The 21,330-nt window shown below is 67.7% G+C and carries 15 protein-coding genes; 7 read left to right on the top strand and 8 right to left on the bottom strand.

Features of this window, described 5'->3' with window-relative positions:
* Window positions 1-166 precede the first annotated feature (166 nt).
* A complete protein-coding gene (panB, locus tag AC1DEM_RS13600; protein WP_476884860.1) occupies window positions 167-1,105 on the bottom strand; it encodes a 3-methyl-2-oxobutanoate hydroxymethyltransferase in 939 nt (312 codons plus the stop codon).
* 262 nt (window positions 1,106-1,367) lie between these two features.
* Between panB and glnA (AC1DEM_RS13595) the strand changes: the two genes are divergently transcribed.
* From glnA (AC1DEM_RS13595) to AC1DEM_RS13580, 4 genes are all read left to right on the top strand, one after another.
* The gene (gene glnA / locus AC1DEM_RS13595; protein ID WP_277526911.1) at window positions 1,368-2,708 is read left to right on the top strand and encodes a type I glutamate--ammonia ligase; all 1,341 of its coding nucleotides are present in this window, start codon (window positions 1,368-1,370) and stop codon (window positions 2,706-2,708) included.
* Window positions 2,709-2,717: 9 nt separating this feature from the next.
* Window positions 2,718-5,729, top strand: coding sequence for a bifunctional [glutamine synthetase] adenylyltransferase/[glutamine synthetase]-adenylyl-L-tyrosine phosphorylase (locus AC1DEM_RS13590; RefSeq protein WP_476884859.1), 3,012 nt, complete (start codon window positions 2,718-2,720; stop codon window positions 5,727-5,729).
* 72 nt (window positions 5,730-5,801) lie between these two features.
* Window positions 5,802-6,218: a VOC family protein gene (locus AC1DEM_RS13585; RefSeq protein WP_476884858.1), complete on the top strand. Its 417-nt coding sequence runs from the start codon at window positions 5,802-5,804 to the stop codon at window positions 6,216-6,218.
* Window positions 6,219-6,267: 49 nt separating this feature from the next.
* Window positions 6,268-6,783 carry a GNAT family N-acetyltransferase gene (locus AC1DEM_RS13580; protein ID WP_476884857.1) on the top strand — a complete coding sequence of 172 codons (516 nt, stop codon included), beginning with the start codon at window positions 6,268-6,270 and terminating at the stop codon, window positions 6,781-6,783.
* A 37-nt stretch (window positions 6,784-6,820) separates the two neighbouring features.
* Here AC1DEM_RS13580 and AC1DEM_RS13575 read toward each other — a convergent pair whose 3' ends face one another.
* Window positions 6,821-8,470, bottom strand: a complete 1,650-nt coding sequence (locus AC1DEM_RS13575) for a hypothetical protein (RefSeq protein ID WP_476884856.1) — start codon at window positions 8,468-8,470, stop codon at window positions 6,821-6,823.
* Between the two features lie 699 nt (window positions 8,471-9,169).
* Complete coding sequence (glnA, locus tag AC1DEM_RS13570) at window positions 9,170-10,594, bottom strand: type I glutamate--ammonia ligase (protein WP_476884855.1); 1,425 nt, start codon at window positions 10,592-10,594, stop codon at window positions 9,170-9,172.
* Between the two features lie 284 nt (window positions 10,595-10,878).
* On the opposite strand from glnA (AC1DEM_RS13570), the gene AC1DEM_RS13565 reads away from it, so the two are divergent.
* Complete coding sequence (locus AC1DEM_RS13565; protein WP_476884854.1) at window positions 10,879-11,316, top strand: RDD family protein; 438 nt, start codon at window positions 10,879-10,881, stop codon at window positions 11,314-11,316.
* A gap of 107 nt (window positions 11,317-11,423) precedes the next feature.
* On the opposite strand, the gene AC1DEM_RS13560 is transcribed toward AC1DEM_RS13565, so the two are convergent.
* The 4 genes from AC1DEM_RS13560 to lipB form a co-directional block, all read right to left on the bottom strand.
* Window positions 11,424-11,828: a DUF3817 domain-containing protein gene (locus AC1DEM_RS13560; RefSeq protein WP_476884853.1), complete on the bottom strand. Its 405-nt coding sequence runs from the start codon at window positions 11,826-11,828 to the stop codon at window positions 11,424-11,426.
* Between the two features lie 142 nt (window positions 11,829-11,970).
* Complete coding sequence (locus tag AC1DEM_RS13555; RefSeq protein WP_377988149.1) at window positions 11,971-12,732, bottom strand: DUF4191 domain-containing protein; 762 nt, start codon at window positions 12,730-12,732, stop codon at window positions 11,971-11,973.
* 89 nt (window positions 12,733-12,821) lie between these two features.
* A complete protein-coding gene (gene lipA, locus AC1DEM_RS13550; protein WP_476884852.1) occupies window positions 12,822-13,829 on the bottom strand; it encodes a lipoyl synthase in 1,008 nt (335 codons plus the stop codon).
* Window positions 13,826-14,494, bottom strand: coding sequence for a lipoyl(octanoyl) transferase LipB (gene lipB, locus AC1DEM_RS13545; RefSeq protein WP_377988148.1), 669 nt, complete (start codon window positions 14,492-14,494; stop codon window positions 13,826-13,828). The genes lipA and lipB overlap by 4 nt, the downstream gene beginning before the upstream one ends.
* Before the next feature lie 107 nt (window positions 14,495-14,601).
* Between lipB and AC1DEM_RS13540 the strand changes: the two genes are divergently transcribed.
* Window positions 14,602-16,734, top strand: a complete 2,133-nt coding sequence (locus tag AC1DEM_RS13540) for a serine/threonine-protein kinase (RefSeq protein WP_476884851.1) — start codon at window positions 14,602-14,604, stop codon at window positions 16,732-16,734.
* 24 nt (window positions 16,735-16,758) lie between these two features.
* Here AC1DEM_RS13540 and AC1DEM_RS13535 read toward each other — a convergent pair whose 3' ends face one another.
* On the bottom strand, window positions 16,759-17,652 hold the full coding sequence (locus AC1DEM_RS13535) for a TIGR01777 family oxidoreductase (RefSeq protein ID WP_476884850.1): 894 nt from the start codon (window positions 17,650-17,652) through the stop codon (window positions 16,759-16,761).
* 73 nt (window positions 17,653-17,725) lie between these two features.
* On the opposite strand from AC1DEM_RS13535, the gene AC1DEM_RS13530 reads away from it, so the two are divergent.
* Window positions 17,726-21,322 (top strand): S41 family peptidase, encoded by a 3,597-nt coding sequence (locus AC1DEM_RS13530; protein ID WP_476884849.1) that lies wholly within the window; start codon window positions 17,726-17,728, stop codon window positions 21,320-21,322.
* The last annotated feature ends 8 nt before the right edge of the window (window positions 21,323-21,330 follow it).

The raw sequence follows: 21,330 nt of genomic DNA, 5'->3' as shown, positions 1-21,330 counted from the left end.
CATGAAACCGTCCGGGCCGGCGGAGCATCTGCTGAGGCCCTGATGCAGACCTTAAGGTCAGCCTGACCTCAGCGGACGCGCAACACATCGTCCGTAAAGGATGAGGTGTGGGCTCCGGCGGCGGGCTGATTCCCGGATCCGGGGGGACCGAGGCCCGCAGGTGCCGCTAGAAGGAGTGCTCCGGACCGGGGAACTGGCCGGAACGGACGTCCTCGCCGTATGCCTTCGCCGCGTCACTGAGCGAGGCCCGCAGGTCCGCGTACTGCTTCACGAATTTCGCCATCTTTCCGCCGCGCAGGCCCGCCATGTCCTGCCAGACCAGGACCTGTCCGGTGGTGGCGCTGCCGGCGCCGATGCCGACGGTGGGAACCTCGACGGCGGCATCCACGGCGGCCGCCGTGGCGGCCGGGACCATTTCCATCAATACGCAGAAGGCGCCGGCGTCGGCCAGCGCGACGGCGTCGTCGATCAACCGCTGGGCGTCATCGCCGCGGCCCTGGACGCGGTAACCGCCGAGGGCGTGCTCGCTCTGCGGGGTGAAGCCGATGTGAGCCATGACCGGGATGCCGGCCTGGACCATGGCGCGGACGGTCTCGGCGTAGAACTTACCGCCTTCGATCTTGACCGCGTGGGCCAGCCCCTCCTTGAGGAACCGCACGCCGGTGGCCACCGCCTGCTGGGCGGAGACCTCATAGCTGCCGAACGGCAGGTCGGCGACCACTAGGGCCCGCCGGGCGGAGCGGGCGACGGCCCGGCACAGCGGTAGGAGCTCGTCCACCGTCACGGGAAGGCTGGTCTCGTTGCCGAAGACGTTATTGGAGGCCGAATCGCCCACCAGCAGCACCTCGATGCCGGCCTGGTCGAAAATCTCGGCGGTGTACTGGTCATAGGCGGTGAGCATGGCGAAGCGCTCACCACGGACCTTGGCCTGGTGGAGGTGATGCGTGCGGATCCTGGCCGCCGGTTTCCGGGACGCGTCCGCCGATCCCGCACTGGTGCCCGTGGTTCCGGAGGGGACGGCCGCGGAAGCAGCTGCCGGGCCGTTGCCGTAGGGCGCCGCAAGTTCGGCGGGCGTGCTGGAATCAGAGCTGTTGCTGGTGGCCATGCCACGAGCGTAGTGCGATACGGGTCGACACAGCTACCGGGGGACATCCCGGCTGTCAGTGAATCACGTCACATGCATGGTCCAGGGGGCGGCGCAGCGCCGCCGCACGCAGCGAAATCGGCGGCCGTTGTGTTAACGGTGTGTTACGCGGGGGTCCGGCTTCAGCAATCGTTGGCAATGCTTAGTAAAGTGAACGGTGAGCAGCCGCGGGGCCCATGAATGGCGGGCCTGGGGCGGATGGAAGAACCGGAAAGAGGCCAGTATGGACCGCCAGCAAGAGTTTGTCCTGCGGACGATCGAAGAGCGCGATGTGCGGTTTGTGCGCCTTTGGTTCACCGACGTCGTGGGATCGCTCAAGTCCGTGGCCCTGGCCCCGGCCGAGGTGGAAGGCGCCTTTGAGGAAGGACTCGGATTCGACGGGTCATCGATTGAGGGCCTTGCCCGCGTCTTTGAATCCGACATGCTCGCCCAGCCGGATCCGGCCACGTTCCAGATCCTGCCGTGGCGCGGGGAGACTGAGGCCACCTCCCGGATGTTCTGCGACATCCTGACACCCGACGGCGAACCCTCCGCAGCGGACCCGCGCAACGTCCTCAAGCGCACGCTGGCCAAGGCCGCGGACATGGGCTTCACCTGCTACACCCATCCCGAGATCGAGTTCTACCTGCTCAAGTCCCAGCAGCCGGGCCCCGACGGATCGCCCATCCCTGTGGACGAGGGCGGCTACTTTGACCACGTCCCGGGCGGCGTGGCCCAGGACTTCCGCCGGACCGCCGTGACCATGCTCGAATCCGTCGGCATCTCCGTGGAGTTCAGCCACCACGAGGCCGGGCCGGGCCAGAACGAGATCGACCTGCGCTACGCGGACGCCCTGCAGACCGCGGACAACATCATGACGTTCCGGACGGTCATCAAGGAAGTCGCTCTGCAACAGGGCACGTATGCCACCTTCATGCCCAAGCCCTTCACCGCCCACCCGGGTTCGGGCATGCACACGCACTTCTCGCTCTTTGAAGGGGACACCAACGCCTTCTACGAGGCCGGTGCAGAGTTCCAGCTTTCCGAGACGGCGCGCCAGTTCATTGCCGGCATCCTCAAGCACGCACCCGAATTCACGGCGGTGACCAACCAGTTCGTGAACTCCTACAAGCGGCTCTGGGGCGGGGGAGAGGCGCCGAGCTACCTGAGCTGGGGCCACAACAACCGCTCCGCGCTGGTCCGCGTCCCGCTGTATAAGCCCGGCAAGGGCCAGTCCGCGCGGATCGAATACCGCGGCATCGACTCCGCCGCCAACCCCTACCTGGCCTACGCCGTGCTCCTCGGCGCCGGCCTTAAGGGCATCGAGGAGGGCTACCAGCTCCCCGCAGCGGCAGAGGACGACATCTGGTCGCTGAGCTCGGCGGAACGCCGCGCCATGGGCCACGACCCGCTGCCGGCGAGCCTGCACGACGCCATCCGGACCATGGAGGATTCCGAACTCATGCCGCAGATCCTGGGCGAGCAGGTGTTCGAGCACTTCCTGCGCAACAAGCGCGCAGAATGGCAGGACTACCGCCTCCAGGTGACGCCGTACGAGCTGCAACGCAATCTCGGCATTCTGTAGGCTGCCCCAATGAGCCTGGCACGACGCCTCATTGCCGCCGGCTTCAGCGATCTCGACAAGGGCGAGCGGTTTCTGGCGGCCCGGGAACTGGAGGGGCTCGACCAGGATGCCCTGTTCGCGGGGCTGCAGCTGGCGGCGAACCCGGACACGGCCCTGCAGTCCCTGGTCCGGCTGATCGAGAAGCACCCGGAGCTGCGCAAGCTTGCCGTCGCGGACCCGGAAAGCAGCGAACCGCTGTACAGGGTCCTGGGGGCGTCCGAGGCGCTCGGGGAATTCCTCATCCGCCACCCCGAGCACCTCGACGCCTTCGAGGTGCGGATCAGCCCCGAACCGCTGGCCGCGGACGCCGTGACCCTCCGGGCCCGGCTGCTGCAGTCGGTGCGGGCCGACCCCAAGGCGGCCCGGCCGGTGGCGGCCCTTAGCGGACAGGACGCCTACGCCGCCCTGCGGACCGCCTACCGGCGCGGGCTCGTGGAACTCGCCATCAAGGACCTGTGCGCAGCCGATCCGCTGGACTTCATGCCGGCTGCGGGTGCGGAACTGGCAGATCTCGCTGGCGCCGCCCTTGAGGCGGCCCTCGCCGTGTCCCGGGCGGAGGCAGCGGAGAAGTTCGACGCCGCGGAGGTGGCCGACGTCGGTCTCGCCGTGATCGGCATGGGCAAGTGCGGTGCCCGCGAACTGAACTACATCTCCGACGTCGACGTCATCTACGTGATTGATTCCGGCGCGCTGGAGGACACCCGGGCCACCACCATCGGCACGGTCCTGGCTTCCGGGATCTCGCGGGCGATCATGTCCACGAGCCGCGAACCCGGGCTGTGGGAAGTGGATGCAAACCTCCGGCCCGAGGGAAAGTCCGGGCCGCTGGTCCGTACCCTCGCCTCGCACGAAAACTATTACGCGCGCTGGGCCGAGAGCTGGGAATTCCAGGCCCTCCTGAAAGCCCGGACCATTGCCGGCGACCCCGAGCTGGGCGCCCGTTACGAAGCGGCCGTGACGCCCCTCATTTGGTCCTCGGCCGGCCGGGAAGGCTTCGTCGAATCCGTCCGCGCCATGCGCCGCCGCGTCACCGAGCACATTCCAGCCGAGGAGGAACAGCGGCAGATCAAGCTGGGCCGCGGAGGACTTCGCGACGTCGAATTCACCGTCCAGCTGCTCCAACTCGTGCACGGCAAGTCCGATGAATCGCTGCGCTGCCGGGACACCACCTCGGCCATCGCCGCGCTCTCCGCCGGCGGCTACATCGGCCGCTCGGACGCCGCCGAGTTCGACCGCGACTACCGCTACCTGCGCCTGCTCGAACACCGGATCCAGCTGTTCCAGCTGCGCCGGACCCACCTCATGCCCGTGAACGAAGCGTCGTTGCGCTCCCTGGCCAAGGCTGTCCTGGGACCGTTCTCGGCCGAGCGGCCCAAGCCGGACGCCCTGGTGGCCGCCTGGCGCAAGACCAAGCGCTCCGTGCGGGAACTCCACGAACGCATTTTCTACCGCCCGCTGCTCAACACCGTCGCCACCCTGAGCAGCGAAGAGGCGCGCCTGACGCCGGAAGCCGCCCAAGGCCGCCTCGCGGCGCTCGGCTACCTCGATCCCCCCGGGGCCATGCGGCACATCGAGGCCCTCACGGCCGGCGTCAGCCGGCGCGCCGCACTCCAGCGCCAGCTCCTGCCCATTTTGCTGGACTGGCTCGCGGACGGCGTGGACCCCGACGCCGGGCTGCTCGCCTTCCGGCGCGTCAGCGAGGCCCTTGGCACGACGCACTGGTACCTGGGCATGCTCCGGGATTCGACGGCCGCGGCCGAGCGGCTCTGCCACGTTCTCGCCAACTCCCGGCTGATCGCGGACCTGCTGGAGGTTTCGCCCGAGTCCGTGGCTTGGCTGGGCACGGACAAGGAACTGGTGCCGCTCAGCTTCGAATCCCAATGGCTTGAGATCACCTCGAAGATGTCCCGGCACGCGGATCCGGAGAGCGCCATGCGGCTGATCCGGCTGATCCGGCGCAGGGAAATCCTGCGGGTGGCCATTGCGGACAGTGAGGGCCTGCTGGACCAGGACCAGGTGGGGGCAGCCCTCGCCGACACGGACCGCGCGGCCGTCCTGGGGGCGCTGCGCGTGGCGGAGACGATCATCACCGCCGAGGAGCCGCTGAAGACGCACGTGCTGGTGGTCGCGATGGGCCGCCAGGGCGGCCGTGAGATCGGCTACGGCTCGGACGCCGACGTCATGTACGTCCACCGCGGGCTCCCCGGCGTGCCGGAAGAGGAGGCACAGGCGCAGGCCGTGCAGATCGTAGGCAAGCTCTCCAGCCTGCTGACCCAGCCGCTCAAGCCGGCGATCCTCGCCGAACGGGTGCTGGCGGTGGACGCGGACCTGCGTCCCGAGGGCAAGAGCGGACCCATGGTGCGCACCCTGGAGTCCTATGCCGAGTACTACCGCCGTTGGTCCCTCGTCTGGGAAGCCCAGGCGCTGCTGCGGGCGCGCCCGATGGCCGGCGACGATGTCCTGGCCGAGGATTTTGTGGCGCTGATCGATACCGTCCGGTACCCGGAGTCGCTGTCTGACCAGGACGTGCGGGAAGTCCGGCGGGTCAAGGCCAGGGTCGAGGCGGAGCGCCTGCCGCGCGGGGCCGATCCCGCCCGGCACCTGAAGCTTGGCCGGGGCGGGCTGAGCGACGTCGAATGGCTGGCCCAGCTGCTCCAGCTTCAGCACGCCGGCACGCACCCGGAGCTGCGGACCACGTCCACTGTGGAGGCCCTCGAGGCTGCTGCTGCTTTGGACCTCATAGACGCGGGGGACACTGTGGTCCTGCTCCGGGCCTGGCGGCTGGCGAGCCGGATCCGGTCGGCCAACGTCATCTGGACCGGCCGATCCTCGGACCTGCTGCCCTCGTCCCGCCGCGACCTCGAGGCGGTGGCCCGCTGGTGCGGGTACGGTCAGGGCAACGCCGCGGCGCTCGAAGAGGACTACCTCCGGCTGAGCCGGCGGGCCCGGGCAGTTTTCGAGCGGGTCTTTTACGGCCAGTAATGCGCGCCGGCCGGCACTCGGCTGCCGAAAAGCGCTACTGACACGATTGCCGCGCGGTGCTACCTTGGGCGGATGGCCAGGCAACTGTTTGTGAACCTTCCCGTCCGGAATCTCGATAAGACCGTTGAGTTCTTCACGGCGCTGGGATTCTCCTTCAACCCCGACTTCACCGATGAGAACGCCACCTGCATGATCGTCAATGACGGCGCGTACGTGATGCTGCTCGTCGAGTCCTACTTCAAGACCTTCACCTCCAAGTCGATCGCCGCGACGGCGGACACCGCCGAGGCCATCATGTCCTTTTCGCTGGAGAGCCGCGAAGCCGTGGACGGGGTCATCCGAACGGCCCTGACCTCCGGCGGCACGGCGTCGGAGGAGGCCCAGGACTACGGCTTCATGTACACGCACAGCTTCCAGGACCCGGACGGCCACCTCTGGGAAGTCTTCTGGATGGACCCGGCCGGTCCGCCCAAGGACGCCGCCCTGTAGCTGCTTCACTCTCGGCGGCCTGCCCCGCCGGCGCGGGTACGCTGGCTACATGGCTGGACATGTGTGGCTGCTGCCCTTGAAGAACCTCGATGACGACGCCCGGGCCATCAAGCTGGGGGAGATCGCGCTGCTGGAGCTCGGTGAGGGGCAGCAGAGGTTCGTTGGCGAGCCGCTGCGAATGATGCTGATCGCGCTCGAGGAAGAGTCCCGGCACCCGTTCGCCGTGGATGAGAACGGCACCGCCGTCGGCGTGCTGACGCTCCAGGCCGGTGCCGCAACCCTGGCTGGCTGGCCCGACGACGACTCCGTCTGGCTGCTGCGGGGCTTCCTGATCGACCGGCGGCAGCAGGGCCAGGGCCTCGGCACCCTCGCTGCGGAGGCCGCAGTGCGGGAGGCCGCCAAACTGACGGCGGGCCTCGGCAGCGGCCAGGTCGGAGTCGTTCTCTCCGTCAACGAACTTAACCCCGGCGGCCTGGCCGCCTACAGCAAGGCCGGTTTCGAGGACCGCGGCCGCTACGAAGGCGGCGACGCCGGCCCGCAGCGCATCATGTACCGGGCATTCTGATCCAGGAGTCCTGGGCCGCGCTGGTATCTCACCAGCCCTAAGGGGCCTTGCGGGCGACAAGCCGGACCAGCGAGGCACGCAGCGGCCGGATCACCCAGACCAGACCAGCCGCGATGAGGACGCCGGCAATCCACAGGACCAGTGGCAGCGGGATTGCGGGGCTAGTGCTGGCCGCCTGTGCCGTGGTGGCGGCAGGCCCGGGTGTGGATGAAGGAGCCGGGCTGGCCGTGGCAGCCGGTGCCGTGTCGACGGGCGTGGCGTCTACGGGGGCAGCTGCTTTGACCGGGCCGGCAGCGTCGGCGACCGGCGACTCGGCCCGCACTGCAGCCTGCGGCTGCACGAAACCACCAGAGGCCCGCGCAGGAACGACGGAGGGCGCGGGGACATTGCGCGTGGTCGGCCGGACCGTGTCGGCGTGGCCGATGGGGGCCTGTTCATTTTGGGCCGGCGCCGGTGCGGGAGCCTGTTTCACGGATGCCGAGGCCGGTTTCGACGGGGCGGGAGCGGGAGCGGGCTTGTTCGGGGCCGGGGCTGGGGCCTGGTTCTCGGATGCCGGGGCCGGTTTGTTCGGGGTCGGGGCGGGAGCCGGTTTGTTCGGTGATGGTGACGGTGAGGGAGTGGCGGTCGGTGACGGTGAGGGCGTGGGATCCGGTGAGGGTGTGGGCTGACCGCCGGCATTCACCTCGCCGTCGACGATTTCGTTGTAAAGCGCGGTTTGGGTGTTCAGCCAGTAGCCGGGCGCTGCTGCGGTGACCTGTGCCCAGATCTTATGGCCTCTGTCGGCTGCTACAACACGGTAGGTACTTTGGATTGCTCCGGTGATCGGTTGGCCGTCCCGCAACCACCGGTATCCGACGGAAATCGGCTCACCGTCGGCAAAAAAGTCGAGTCCGCGTACCACACTGAGAGTGTTGCCGACCTCGTTTCCTCCGTCCAACCACATTTCGTCCGGGGCCTGGATGTACCCGGGGGTGACGGCCGGGGCGGTGTTCGACTTGGATAGGCTGCCTTGATCTGGCCAGCTGCCGGTCACCTTAAGGGTAACCACCTTGCCCAAGTCGGCTGTCCTGATTTTGTAGGTGTCGGAGGTGGCTCCCTCGATGTCCACACCGTCGGCCTGCCACTGTAACGCCAGATTATCGACCGACCAGGTGCCCAACTCGTTCAGTTCCAAGGTGAAACCGACCCTCGACCAGCCCCATACGACCGGGGCTTCGCCGGTGACGACGATGTCCGGCAAGGATCTGTACACGGCCGTGTTGGTTGCACTGACCTTGGGCGACGGGAGGGTGGTCGTCACGCCATCCTTCAGCCCGTCGGCGGAGCCTGTGACGCGCAGTGCCAGCGACCGCCCCTCATCTGACTCCGTGATGTCGTAGGTCTCGCCCTCGGCGCCGGGAATGATGACATCGTCTCGGAGCCACTGGTACTTCAGCGTTTGTGCCCGCTCCCAACTGCCGGAATACGACGTGAGCGTCTGTCCCGCCTTGAGGATGCCAGTGAAGGTCGGCTGCCCCCACGCCCGGACCAGGGTGCGGCCAGTGGCCCCCTCGCTGTAGTCCCGGCACGTCCTCCCGCTTCCATCATCCCAGCAGGCAGAAGTGGCCTCTGCCGGAGCCGCGAAAGCGATAGCAGACAAGATTACGGCAGCACCCGCGGCCGAAGCCGCGCGCGCAAGAGTTCCCATTAACATTTCCCCCAAAGAATGCCCTCGCCGTGTGCGGGAAGGGACCAAGGCAAATGATACAAGACAGTCACATCGGCTATGGTCCACCTCGATCAATGCGGAGAAAGTACTGCCGTACGACGCAGCCGCGATGACGGCTCCGGAACGGCAAAGAGTCCGCCAGGGCGACCTACATAAAGCCGAAAATCACAGCTAACCATGACTACCAGCCGGACTGGCGCCAATAGGAAATGGGCTAGAAGCGCCGGTGGGACCCGCCAAAGGATCGGTGACGCATCGGTACTTGACTGGATCGCTGGTCTTCGGCCCGGTCGCGGTAGTAAAGAAAGGTCAGGAAGGCCGCCATTAGAATGATCGCAGCCACGCCTATTCCTACGATCAACAGAACAACATCCCCGGAAACCTCGGGCGTGTCCAGGGACGCCATTGGGTTCATAGTTTTATGCAACTCCGAAACCTGTCCAGGCACAAGCAGTTTCTGATGGGGGCTTTGCTGACGTAGTCACGACGAACTACGCGACCTCTCTTTTGGCCATGCGGAGATGGGTTATAGATCCGACTGATCGACCGCTCAATCCGCAAATAAGTGCCGGGCAAACGAAAACGGCCCTCCTACCGGGATCGGTAGGAGGGCCGTTTCTGTATCTACGTTCTTGCTGACTGTCTGCGGACCATGCCCGGTTCAGCCGCGTGATCTAACTAGACGCCGTAGTAGAGCTCGAACTCGTACGGGTTCGGGCGCAGTGAGAGCGGACGGATCTCGTTCTCGTACTTGTATTCGATCCAGGTGTCGATCAGGTCCTGGGTGAAGACGCCGCCGGCCTGCAGGAACTCGTTGTCCTCGGCCAGTGCATCCAGGGCCTCCTCGAGGGTGCCCGGAGCCTTGGGGATGTCCTTGGCTTCTTCGGCAGGGAGCTCGTAGAGGTCCTTGTCGATCGGAGCCGGGGGTTCGATCCGGTTGCGGATGCCGTCGATGCCGGCCATCAGCTGGGCGGCGAACGCCAGGTACGGGTTAGAGGAGGGGTCCGGCGCGCGGAACTCGATGCGCTTGGCCTTCGGGTTGGAGCCCGTGATCGGGATACGGATACCGGCGGAGCGGTTGCCCTGCGAGTAGACCATGTTGACCGGAGCTTCGAAGCCCTTGACCAGGCGGCGGTAGGAGTTCACCGTCGGGTTGGTGAAGGCCAGGACGGCGGAGGAGTGCTTCAGCAGACCGCCGATGTACCAGCGGGCCATGTCGGACAGGCCGGCGTAGCCCTTCTCGTCGTAGAACAGCGGCTCGCCACCGTTCCACAGCGACTGGTGGCAGTGCATGCCCGAGCCGTTGTCGCCGAAGACCGGCTTCGGCATGAAGGTCACGGACTTGCCCCAGGCGTCGGCGGTGTTCTTGATGACGTACTTGAACTTCTGCAGGTCATCAGCCGCGTGGGTCAGGGTGGTGAACTTGTAGTTGATCTCAGCCTGGCCGGCGGAGCCGACTTCGTGGTGGCTGCGCTCGACCTCAAGGCCGGCCTCATCCAGGGCAACACACATGGCGTCACGCAGGTCGGCCTGCTTGTCGGTGGGGGAAACCGGGAAGTAACCGCCCTTGATGGGGGTCTTGTAGCCGAGGTTTCCGCCCTCTTCCTCGCGGCCGGTGTTCCAGTGTGCTTCCTCGGAGTCGATCTTGTAGAAGCTGCCCTGGGGTGAGGACTGGTACTGGACGTTGTCGAAGACGAAGAACTCGGCCTCGGGGGCGAAGAACGCGGTGTCGGCGATGCCGGTGGAAGCCAAGTAGGCCTCTGCCTTCTCGGCCACGCCGCGGGGATCGCGGTGGTACGGGTCACCGGTACGCGGGTTCACGATCGAGAAGTTCAGCGCAAGGGTCTTCTCCATGCGGAACGTATCGAGGAACGCCGTCGTGACGTCCGGGATGAGCTGCATGTCAGACTCGGCGATGCCCTGGAAGCCGCGGATCGAAGATCCGTCGAACAGCTGGCCGTTGACGAAGAAGTCGGCGTCAACGCTCTTGGCGGGCACGTTGAAGTGCTGCTGAACGCCAGGGAGATCGGTGAAGCGGATATCGACGAATTTGATGTCTTCGTCCTTGATGAACTTGAGGACTTCGTCCGCAGTCTTGAACATCTATGCTCCTTACGCATATGAAAAATCTGGCCGTCAGGCACATTGGTCCAGCGCAGTCCAACAAGCGGGGAAGCAAAAAAGTTCCCCCGCTTCGCAGTCGCTAGCAACTGTTACCACCCTAAGGACATGGGATTTCCCCGCAGTGTCCGCATTGTTTCAGAGAGGTTACAGAATGCCCTGACACGTAAACGCTAGTCGCCGGTCCACACTGTGGCCTATACGGTCCACAGTGTGACACCCTACCGCCCACACTGTGGACATGCGAGAGCCGATAAGATTGGAGGGTGGTTGATCGCAAAGACATCGGTTCATGGCTCACCGGGCCGGACACATCCGGCATCTCCAGATACCCGGGGGAGCGGCTAGGACTGCCCGACGCCGGGCCGGGATCGATCGCCCGTGCCGGCCGGCGCATTCTCGCGATCTGCATTGACTGGGGCATTGCGCTGTTGATCAGCAATTTCGCCTTCGCCGGCGATTCTTGGGCCACCCTCGCCGTGTTCGCCATCGAGCAGATCCTGCTGATCGGCACCCTCGGCTACAGCATCGGTCACCGGATCGCGGGGATCCACGTGGTCCGGCTGGGCGGAGGCCCGGCGGGCCCGCTCGCGGCCCTCGTGCGGACGCTGCTGCTGTGCCTGGTCATCCCTGCCGTCATCTTCGACCCGGACCAGCGCGGCCTCCACGACAAGGCCATGAATACCGTGCTCGTCCGGATGTAGCTTTCATTCGGGTCCCGACGGCGGATCCCCGCCAGTTGACGGAGGCCCGACGGCGGACTGTGCAGGCCCAGCATGGTCAGCGACGGCCAGACCCTGCCTGATCTCCGTCAGACCCCAGTGGAAACCGTGTCGTCGTCGTGGTCCGAAGTGCCTGCAACTTCGCTCTGATCGCTTCCCTGTGTCGCAGCACCGGCGCCTGTGGCATTGAGGTGACCGCGGCGCCCGGCCCAGCGTTCAAACCAGACGGTCGCGAAGGGGAAGATGGCGGACAGGCCCGAGAGCAAGGCAACCCGGAATGGCCAGCGAAGCTTCGCCCACAAGCTCAACGCCGCGATCGTATAGCCGATGAAGAATGCCCCGTGGATGGGACCGGCAATTTCTACGCCGAGTTCCGTCGTTTTGGTCACCCATTTGAGCACCATGCCGAACAGCAACGCCGCCCAGCTGAACGCTTCGGCGATTGCCAGCCCCCGGAAAATACGAATCATCAAGGCGGTCGGTGGGAATGTCATGGGCTTCTCCTGGTTCCTGGCATCCATAGGTAGATGTCCGGCGGTAATGGAAACGCCCCGGCTGGCGGCCTGAAGTGGCCGTGAACCGGGGCGTTTCTGCGTTACTGGTTGCTGCGCTATTGGGTGGCGCTGCGGGCAGAGCCTAGCGTCCGCGGGCCGCCTTGCGGTCCGGGCGTGCCTTGTAGGGATCGATGCCCTTCGGGATGGGCAGGCGACCGCCGAGCGAGGAAATGCGCTTGGACACGGCGCTGACCTCGGTCTTGGTCAGCTCGCCCTTGAGCTTGTTCATCTTCCTGGCGATCTGGCTGAGCGGCACCTGGCCCTCGCCGCGGCCGCTCTCGATCACGTGGATGGTGACGTTGGGGAGGATGCGGGCAAGACGCTTGCGCTCGGCGTCAACCAGCGGCTTGACCCGGTTGCTGGGGCCTTCGCTGACGAGCACGACGCCGGGACGGCCGATGGCGCGGAAGACGGCGTCCTGCGTGCGCGGGTTCACGGCAACGGGCTGGTCCTCGGTGATCCAGCCGCGCTTGAGCGTGCCCAGTGCGGCACCCGAAGCGCCCGGCTGGTCCTCGATCTGCGCGAACGCGGCACGCTCGGCGCGGCGGGACAGGATCAGCGTGGCCGCAAGGGCACCCAGTGCGATGCCGATGATCAGGCCGGTGATCCAGTTTTCGAGCAGGAACCCGACCAGGAGGCTGACTGCAACAACACCCAGGAAGGCCAGCAACATCAGCCACGGAACCATGGGATCGTGGCGGCGAGTCATCTGGAAGACTTCGCCGATCTGCTTCAGCCGGCTCGGCTTCTTGGCCTTTGCTGCCTTGGGCTTGCGGGAGAAAAGTCCGCGCTTCGGAGCATCGGAAGCCGGGCTGGAGTTGCTGGGATCAGGGGAATTCGCCATAGTGCCTTAATTCTACGTGATGGACAGCCAAGGGCCGGCACCGGATGACTCCGGTGCCGGCCCTTGGCTGGAAGGGGTTAGAACGGAATTCAGGAATGCGCTGCGAGCAGCGAGCTGGCTTCCTGGCGGGTGCTGCCGGAGCTTTCGATGTGTGCGAGTTCGGCCGGGATTTCCCAGCCCTTCTTGCGCATCGCGGTGGCCCAGAGCCGGCCGGCGCGGTACGAGGAGCGCACCAGGGGCCCGGACATGACGCCGAGGAAGCCGATCTCGTCCGCCTCGTTCTGCAGGTCCACGAATTCCTGCGGCTTGACCCAGCGGTCCACCGGCAGGTGCCGCTCGGAGGGGCGGAGGTACTGGGTGATGGTGATCAGGTCGCAGCCGGCCTCGTGCAGGTCCCGCAGCGCCTCGGAGATTTCCTCGCGGGTCTCGCCCATGCCCAGGATCAGGTTGGACTTGGTCACCATGCCGAGCTTGCGGCCCTGGGTGATGACGTCCAGGGAGCGGTCGTAGCGGAACGCCGGGCGGATCCGCTTGAAGATCCGGGGCACGGTTTCGACGTTGTGGGCGAAGACCTCGGGCTTGGAGTCGCAGATCGCCTCGATGTGCTCGGGCTTGCCGGAGAAATCGGGGATCAGCAGTTCGACGCCGGTGCCCGGGTTCAGCTCGTGGATCTTGCGGACCGTCTCGGCGTACAGCCAGACGCCCTCGTCAGCGAGGTCGTCGCGGGCCACACCGGTCACGGTGGCGTAGCGCAGGGCCATGGCCTGGACCGAGCGGGCCACCTTGGTGGGCTCGAACATGTCCACGGGCGAGGGCTTGCCGGTGTCGATCTGGCAGAAATCGCAGCGCCGGGTGCATTCGGAGCCGCCGATCAGGAAGGTCGCTTCCTTGTCTTCCCAGCATTCGAAGATGTTCGGGCAGCCGGCCTCTTCACACACCGTGTGGAGGCCTTCCTTCTTGACGAGGTTTTTGAGCTGGACGAACTCCGGGCCCATCTGGACCTTGGCCTTGATCCATTCCGGCTTACGTTCCACCGGTGTGGCCGCGTTTCGCTGCTCAATGCGCAGCATCTTCCGGCCTTCTGGTGCCAGTGTCACAGTAGAGCTCCTTCTGGGGTAGCAACTAGGGCTTGTTCATTGTTGCGCAGTTCTTCGGTGATCCGCGACACGAGGTCCGCGGGGGTGACGTCCCTGCCAAGTTCTTGGGCGATGGTGGTGACTCCGGCGTCACTAATACCGCAGGCAATGATTTGGCCGTAGGGGGCGAGATCGTTGTTGCAGTTGATCGCGAAGCCGTGCATGGTGACGCCCTCGTTGACGCGGATGCCGATGGCCGCGATCTTGCGGTCCGGGCCTTTGGCGTCCTGTTCGATCCAGACGCCCGCGCGGCCCTTGATGCGGACGGCGTCAATGCCGTAGTCCGCCAGGACGGCGATGATCACGGCTTCCAGGCGTTCCACGTAGTCGCGGATGCCGGCCTTGTTCTTCAGCTTGATGATCGGGTAGCCCACCAGCTGGCCGGGGCCGTGCCACGTGAGCTTGCCGCCGCGGTCCACGGCCACAACGGGAGTTCCGTCGAAGGGCCGTTCGTGGTCTTCGGTGCGCTTGCCGGCGGTGTAGACCGCGGAGTGTTCGAGCAGCAGTACAGTGCTGGGCGCGGTGCCCGCGAGGACTTTTTCATGCAATTCGCGCTGGATGTCCCAGCCGCGCGTGTAATCGATGAAGTCCGGGGCGAGACCCAGCTGTTTGAACTCAAGAGTCATGGCATCAAGCTTAGACCCAGCCGCACCTAGCGCCCGTTTGTGTGCTTAAGCTCTCATGCCTGTGGATAACTTCTGCACGATTCAGCGCGATGGGCTATTTCTTGGGTATGGAAGATCTCCCTGCCGTGGGCAGCGCCGCCCCCGAGGTTCCCGGTTACGACGTCGGACGCCTGCTGGGGCGCGGGGGCACTGCCGCCGTGTGGCTGGTGACCGACAGGTCAACGGGCCGGGAATTCGCCCTCAAGTGCTTCGACCCCGGGGGAGAGGCCGGGGAAAACGACGGCGGAACCCCGGACCGGGACGCTGAAGAGGCCATGCGCCGGGAAGTTCGGATCCTCTCGGCGCTGGACCACGACCACCTGCTCCGGGCCCACACCGTGCAGCGCCTCCGCGGGCCGCGGTCCGGTCCGAACGATCAGGAGGCCCTGGGCCTGGTGCTGGAGTATGCGCCGGGGGGATCGGTTGCGGACCTGGTCACGGGCCGTGGCCGGCTTGGTGCGGGCGAGACCGTCACAGTCCTGACGCCCATTGCCCAGGCACTTCAGTACCTGCACTCGCATGGCTTCACCCACGGCGATGTCTCGCCGGGCAACGTGTTGTTCACGGCGAACGGGAAACCGTTGCTGGCCGATGTGGGCGTAGCCCGGATGGTGGGCGAGGCCGGAGCAGCGCACGCCGCCGGGACCGAGGGCTTTTCCGATCCGGCGCCGGTGGATGCCGTCAGGGCGGGCCTCCAGCCGGAGCGGGACGTCTATTCATTGGCGGCACTGGGCTGGTATTGCCTGACGGGACGGGCCCCGGTCCCGGGTGCAGGGCGGCCGCCGTTGCCACTTCTGGTGCCGGAGGTCCCGGCGGCGCTGGCCGCCGCGCTGGAGTCTGGGCTCAACGAAGACCGGCGGAATCGGCCCTCGGCCGCCGAACTGGCCGCCGCGATTTATCGCAGCACGGTGGCGGAGCCGGTGGACCTATCTGTCACTGCCCACCCGAGCGTGGCACCGCACTTGCTGACCCGCCGCACGGTGCCCCGTAGCGCCGGGGAGCGGCGGTCCGAGCGGCTCCGCGGGTGGTTGCGCCGGCCCTTCGTGGGCCGCGCGCCCCTGCCGGGACGTGCTGCCATTGCGGCACCCGCCGCCGCCCCTGGCCCGTTCAACGACGCGGCCTCGGACACCAGCGAAGACTCCCTCGCGGACTCAGGTTCTTGCGACCGCATAGGCTCCTTCGCCGAGGAGGGACTTTTGCCGGATGCGGGCCCCGCGGCAGGCACCGCCGTGGCCGAAACGGTCCTTGCGGCGCCGGCGGGGGCGCATGCCAGGACGTCCCCCGTCTCGACCGCGAGGCACGCCGCCGCCGGGCCGACTGCGCGGCACTCCGCCGCCGGGCCCAGCACCGGGCCCGTGGCCGGTCGCAGCACTGACAACACGGTGCTGCGGGTAGCGGAGGAGCCCCGTCGAGAGACTGCGCGAGGCGCCCGCGCCGGGGCCCGGCCCCGCATCCGGCACGGCGACGCGTTCGGCGCCGGGCGCCGTCGGGGCCGCCGGAAGCTGTGGGCCGGCGCGGCAGTCGCGGTGATGCTGGTGGCCGGTCTCTGTGCCGCCTGGCTGCGTCCGGGCGGGGGCCTCGCGGAACTTTTTGCCGCATCGGCGCAGCCCACATCGACGCCGCCCGCATCGACGCCGCCCGCGGCAGCACCCGGTGTCGCCAACACCGGTATGGATGGCTCCTCCCGCGGCGCGGGGCCTGGCAATCGAGGGACGGGCAGCGAGGGGCCCGGCAGCGGGACAGCCGGAACCACTGGCCCGGCCGCTGCCAGCATCCCAATCGAACTCCGGGAGCTTCTGGAGTCGGCAGACCCTGGCCAAGCGGTCCGGGGACTTGCCGCCCTCCGCTCGCTGGCCTTCAACTCCGGGGATGTGGATCTGCTGCAGGAAGTGAACGTCCCGGCATCGGCCGCGGCGGACGCGGATGCCAAGATCGGCGCCCGGCTGGCGGCGGCTGGACATGTCCTGTCCGGGTTCGAGACCACGCTGGCGCGGGTGCAGACGGTTGCGGACGGCGGCCCGGACCGGACAGTGGTGGCCGTCAGTGCCGTGTCCCCGCCGTATCAGGAACGCGATGGCGCCGGTCAGGTAGTGGCTGAGGCCCCAGCCGGGAAGGAGATCAAGCTGCGGCTTGTCCTCGTGAGCATTGACGGGCGGTGGCGGATTGCGCAGGTCCTCGCTGGGGATCCGGCGCCTGGCTAGAGGGGTCCGGCTAACTCCCTCCGGCTAGTCCCGGCCGGCCACCCACGCCGCGGCCTCGGCGAGTGACGGGTGCTGCCATTCAAAGCCGGCTTCGCTCAGCAGCGCCGGTTCCATCCGCTGGCTGGCGAGCAGCAGTTCTTCGGCCAGTTGGCCCATCACCAGCCGCAGGACCGGGGCGGGTACCCGCAGCACCGCCGGCCGGTGCAGCGCCCCGGCCAGCTGGGCGATCAGGGAGTTCACGTCCGCGGTTTCGGGGGCGCTGACGTTGACCGGCCCGGACACAGGTGCCGAGAGCAGGAAGGAAAAGGCGCCGGCCACATCGGGCAAGGTGATCCATGGCCAGTACTGCTGGCCGTTGCCGAGCGGGCCGCCGACGCCCAGGCGCAGCAGCGGCAGCAAACGGCCAAGCGCGCCGCCGGAGCGGCTCAGAACGACGCCGGTGCGGGGCGTGACCACGCGGACCCCGGCCGGCGCTTCATTCGCCGCGGCTTCCCAGTCGACGCAGATCCGGGCCAGGGTGCTGTTCCCGGCCGGCGCGTTCTCCCGAAGCACCGCCCCCCCGGCGTTGCCGTAATAACCGGAGGCCGACTGACTCAGGAACACCGCAGGCGGCGCGTCCTGCCGGGTCATCGCCGACGCCAGGGTCCGTGTCGCCCCCAGCCGGGAGCTGCGGAGTTCGTTGACACGTGCCTTGGTCCAGGGCCGGTCGCCGATTCCGGCGCCGGAGAGGTTGACCACCGCGTCCGCGCCCTTCAGGGCGGTGTCGTCGATCCGGCCGGCGGCCGGGTCCCACTGGAACTCGGCCGGGGACACGGGGGCCCGCCTGACCAGGGCCACGACGTCGTGCCCCTCGCTGCGCAGCGCGCTCGAAAGGGCAGTTCCGATCAGCCCGGAGGCCCCGGCAATAAGGATTCGCATGATCCATCTCACCATGCCCGGCACGGCCGCGAAACTCCCGGGCCGACACGACCGTTGTGGCTATGATCGAACGATGACCCCCTCGAGTTACTTCCGTTTCCCGCATGTCCACGGCGATCTGGTCACCTTCGTGGCCGAGGACGACGTATGGATTGCACCCGTGGGCGGGGGCCGTGCCTGGCGCGTATCGTCCCTGCAGTTGCCGGCCCGCAACCCCCGCTTCACCCCCGACGGTAAGCGCCTGGTCTGGACAGTCGTCCAGGGGACGGCCCCGGAGGTCGTCACAGCAAACGTCGACGGCGGCGGCTACCGCCAGTTGAGCTACTTCGGCCACAGCTCCACCCGGGTCAAGGGCTTCACGCCCGACGGCGACGTCCTGGTCACCAGCGCGTTCCGCCAGTCAGACAGCCGGCACACCCACGCCTACAGCCTCCCCGTGACCGGCGGCTGGGCGCAGGAACTCCCGTTCGGCCCGGTCGAATCGGTGGCCTTTGGCCCCGTCGTCGGGGACGAACGCCCCGTGGTGCTCGCCAGCGTCCTCTCGCGTGAGCCCGCCTGGTGGAAGCGTTACCGCGGCGGCGGCGCCGGCAAGCTGTGGATCGACGCCGACGGAAACGGTGAATTCGAGCGGCTCGCCCCCACGCTGGACGGAAACCTCACGGACCCCCTCTGGGTCAAGGGACGGATCGCGTTCCTGTCCGACCACGAGGGCTACGGCAACCTCTACTCGGTACTGCCGAACGGCAGCGACCTGCGGCGCCACACGGACCACGAGGACTTCTACGTCCGCCACGCCGCCACCGACGGGGAACGCGTCGTCTTTGAGTCGGCCGGGGAGCTCTGGCTGCTGCCCAGCCTCGATGCGGAGGCCGTCAAACTCGATATTTCGCTGGGGTCCGCCTCGCAGGCGCGCCGCGCCGCCCCGCTGAAGCCCTCGCGGCACCTCGGGGACGTCGTCCCGGACCGCACGGGCGCGTCCAGCGCCGTCGAATCCCACGGAACCGTCCACTGGCTGCGGCACAAGGACGGCCCGTCCCGCGTCATCGAAGCCACCCCGGGCGTCCGGGCACGGCTGGCCCGGCCCTTCGGTGAGGGCCGGATCGCCTACGTCGCCGACCACGACGGCGTGGAGGCCCTGTACCTGAAAGCCATCGCGGCGCCCCTGGCCGGCGTGTCGGTGACAGCCCCGCAGACACCGCAGGCCGCTGCGGAGTCCGCTCCCCAGTCCGGCCCGCAGTCCACAGCTGCGTCCGCCGAAGACGCCGGCATGCCGTTGCCGAAGCCTGTGTCCGCAGCCGCGCTGACCGGCTCCGGATCAACCCCCGCCGCGGCGGGCAGTGCCGTGTCGAGCCCGGTCACCGCAGTCCCGGCCCCCGCCGCTGCTGACGCATCCGTCTCCGGCCCCGAGGCCGGGCCGGCCGATGCGGGAACCGCCACGGCGGCGCCTGCATCCAGCGACGTCACCCGGATCGACTTCCCCAAGCCCAGCCGGGCCAGCGCCATCGAAGCCAGCCCCGACGGGCGCTGGCTCGCAGTAGGGACGTCCTTCGGTGACATTTACTTGGCCGACACCCTCACGGGCACGATTTCCCAACTGAGCAGCATCGGCGAGGGCAGCATTGAAGGATTCACCTGGTCCCCGGACTCCGCGTGGCTCGGCTGGTCCGAGCCGGTCACGTCCTTCGGGTCCCGCAGCCGGCTCCGGATCACCAGGATCGACGGCGGCAAGGACGCGGCGATCATTGACGTCACTGACGGCCGGTTCCGCGACGAATCCCCGTCGTTCACCCCGGACGGCAAATTCCTCGCCTTCCTCTCCAACCGCAGTTTCGATCCGGTCTACGACGGCCACTCCTTCGATCTGTCCTTCCCGAGCCCGATCAAGCCCTACCTCGTCGCCCTCGCCGCAGACACTCCATCGCCGTTCGGCCCGAGCGTCGATCTCGAGGACAACGCTGACGCCGCCTACGCGGACGCAGTGTCAGGCGCGGCCATAGACGCCGCGGGCGGGGGGCAGTCCGCCGCCCAGCCCGTGCCGTCCGTGCGGGTCGACGCCGACGGACTGGCCCATCGCGTCATCTCCGTTCCCGTGCAGCAAGGCAACTACTCCTCACTGGCCGCCGCTGCCGGGGCCCTGCTCTGGCTAGACAGCGAACTCGCCGGCACCACCGGCGAAGGCCGGGCCAGTCTCGAGGACAAGGGCGCCGCGCCAAGCCTGGTCCGCTACGACCTGGCCAAGCGCCGCGCCTCCACGATTGTCGAGGCGTTGGACAGCTACCGGCTCTCCGGAAACGGAGAAAAGATCGTGTTCATCCAGGACAAACAGATCCGGGTTGCCCCCGCCGGCGCCAAGGCCGACGAGGACTCCGGCCAGCTGGTCAAGGTGGACCTTGGCCGCATCCGGGTGCAGCTGGATCCGCTCAGCGTGTGGGGCCAGGCCTTCGACGAGGCATGGCGGCTGCAGCGCGACTTCTTCTGGACGGAGGACATGGCCGGCCAGGACTGGGAGTCCATCCACGCCCGCTACCGTCCGGTGGTGGAACGCCTCGGCTCCCATGATGACCTTGTGGACCTGCTCTGGGAGCTGCACGGCGAGCTGGGAACCTCCCACGCCTACGTCCGCCCCGTGGCCCTCACGGAGAACGGCAGCAACCCCCAGGGGCGCCTTGGCGCGGATCTGGAGTTCACCGGTGAGGGCTGGGAAATAACCCGCATCCTCGCGGGGGAGTCCTCCGACCCGCTGGCCACCTCGCCGCTGACCCGGCCCGGCGCCGACGCCAAGCCCGGCGACGTCCTGCTGGCGATCGACGGCGTCGAACTTACCCAAACCCGGACCCCGGCAGTGCAGCTCGTCGGTGCGGCCGGCCGCGCCGTGGAACTCACCCTGCGCAATGGTGCCGGCCACGGCGCGGCCGCAGGGGCCCAGCGCCGCGTGGCGGTCATCCCGGTCAAGGACGAGGAGCGCCTGCGCTACCAGGAATGGGTCGCCGGCAACCGGCGGACCGTCCGTGAAGCCTCGAATGGGACGTTCGGCTACCTGCACATCCCGGACATGATGGCCAACGGCTGGGCCCAGCTGCACCGCGACCTCGACACCGAAACCGCCCTGGACGGACTGATTGTCGATGTTCGGCGCAACCGCGGCGGCCACACCTCCCAGCTCGTGGCCGAGCTCATCGGGCGCAAGGTCACCGGCTGGAGCATGCCGCGCGGGGAAAGGCCGCGGACGTACCCGCACCACGCTCCCCGCGGACCGGTCATCATCCTCACCGATGAGTTCGCCGGCTCCGATGGCGACATCATCACCCAGGTCTCCAAGCTGCGGGGGATCGGGCCCGTCATTGGTACCCGCACCTGGGGCGGCGTTGTCGGAATCGATAACCGCTTCGCCTTGGCCGACGGCACCGGCGTCACCCAGCCGCGCTACGCCACCTGGTTCTCCGGTGGCGTTGGCTGGGGCGTGGAGAACTTCGGCGTCACCCCGGACATCGAGGTCACTTTCCCGCCGCACGCCTACGCCGCCGGCACCGACCCGCAGCTGGAGTACGGAATCGGGGCGTTGAAAGAAATGATCCAGGAACTGCCCACGGACCGTCCGCCGCTGCGCGAGGGCTACCGCCGGGTCCGGCCCGCAGCGCTGCCTGCGCGCCAGCAGGCCGGCCAGGCCTAGGTCCCGCC

The organism is Arthrobacter sp. 05T420, assembly GCF_056396305.1.
This window is presented reverse-complemented; position numbering and strand designations above follow the sequence as displayed.